Origin of the sequence: Marinobacter halodurans (genome assembly GCF_004327985.1) — a bacterium.
Lineage (GTDB): Bacteria > Pseudomonadota > Gammaproteobacteria > Pseudomonadales > Oleiphilaceae > Marinobacter_A > Marinobacter_A halodurans.
In genome coordinates this window covers 1-925 of the sequence record NZ_SJDL01000162.1, presented here as the reverse complement: position 1 = coordinate 925, position 925 = coordinate 1, and the positions used below count along the sequence as shown (strand labels likewise).

Below are 925 nucleotides of genomic sequence, written 5' to 3'. Positions count from 1 at the left end.
TCAGCCTTTGCCTGCTGGACCTGCTTTTCGAGTAAGGCCAGGGATTGCAGGTGAAGCTGGTCGAGGTGATCGTCATTAATGTCCGTCTGATCCGCCGCCAATTGTTGGAGCCGGCGGTAGGGAGAGTCCTCGTCGTCTGTTTGCCGGATTGGAGACCAGACGTCGAGCCAGTTGCTGTTGGCTATCCAACGGTTAAGTGAGCTCAGAATTCGATGCTCTTCTTCAATACCATGCCCGGCCAGGATGTCTGGAATCTTTTGTAAAACGTTCAGGTGATCAGCGCATAGGCTGTAAGCCTCGCAGACTCCAATTCCGTCCTGGGTGAGGTAGTCTGCGAGCACGGCGTCAAGCTCGCCATTTTCCATCAGCGCTTTCAGCTTACCGACATGGTGGTTGATGATGTCGGCTGCGTACTGGCGCTCGCTGGTCAGCAGCACCTCGTCGAGCTTGTTCCGGTCGACGGCATCGCCATACTCCGCCAACGGGCTGGGACCGTTCTTTCGCGGATCGAAAACCGCCTGGCGTATCAATGTCGCCGAGTGGGCCAGTGGTTGGCCCTTGAGGCTGATTTCGATGACATCCAGGTACTGTAGGGCCTGATGGATCTGGGCCAGCGAATGCCTGAACTTGAACAGGACATCGGAGACAGCGGCGCAGGCAATGCCTTTCCTGTTCCTGAGATTAGCCAGGGCATCCTTGGCGGGCTTGCAACCGATGTCCAGGTTCGGTGCTTCTTCTCCATCTTCTGTGATGGACTGGAGGCGGGTGGCCAGACGTTGGCAGAGTTCCTCGGGTTCCGGCTGCTCGAAAGCCGGCGTGAAGTGGACGGGCTGCTCAAGCATGAGCTCGACGCCGAGATCACGCGTTCTGAGCGGTGGCATGGATTGGAGCGACTGGGCCGGGAAGCCCCTTTCAAATGAGACGA

1 protein-coding gene is annotated in these 925 nt (G+C 57.7%); it reads right to left on the bottom strand.

Translation table 11 applies throughout. The annotated features are described in order from the left end of the window. Positions 1-842 (bottom strand): hypothetical protein (locus EZI54_RS23930; protein ID WP_207389353.1); only part of this gene is annotated, 842 nt, incomplete at its 3' end. Between the last annotated feature and the right edge of the window lie 83 nt (positions 843-925).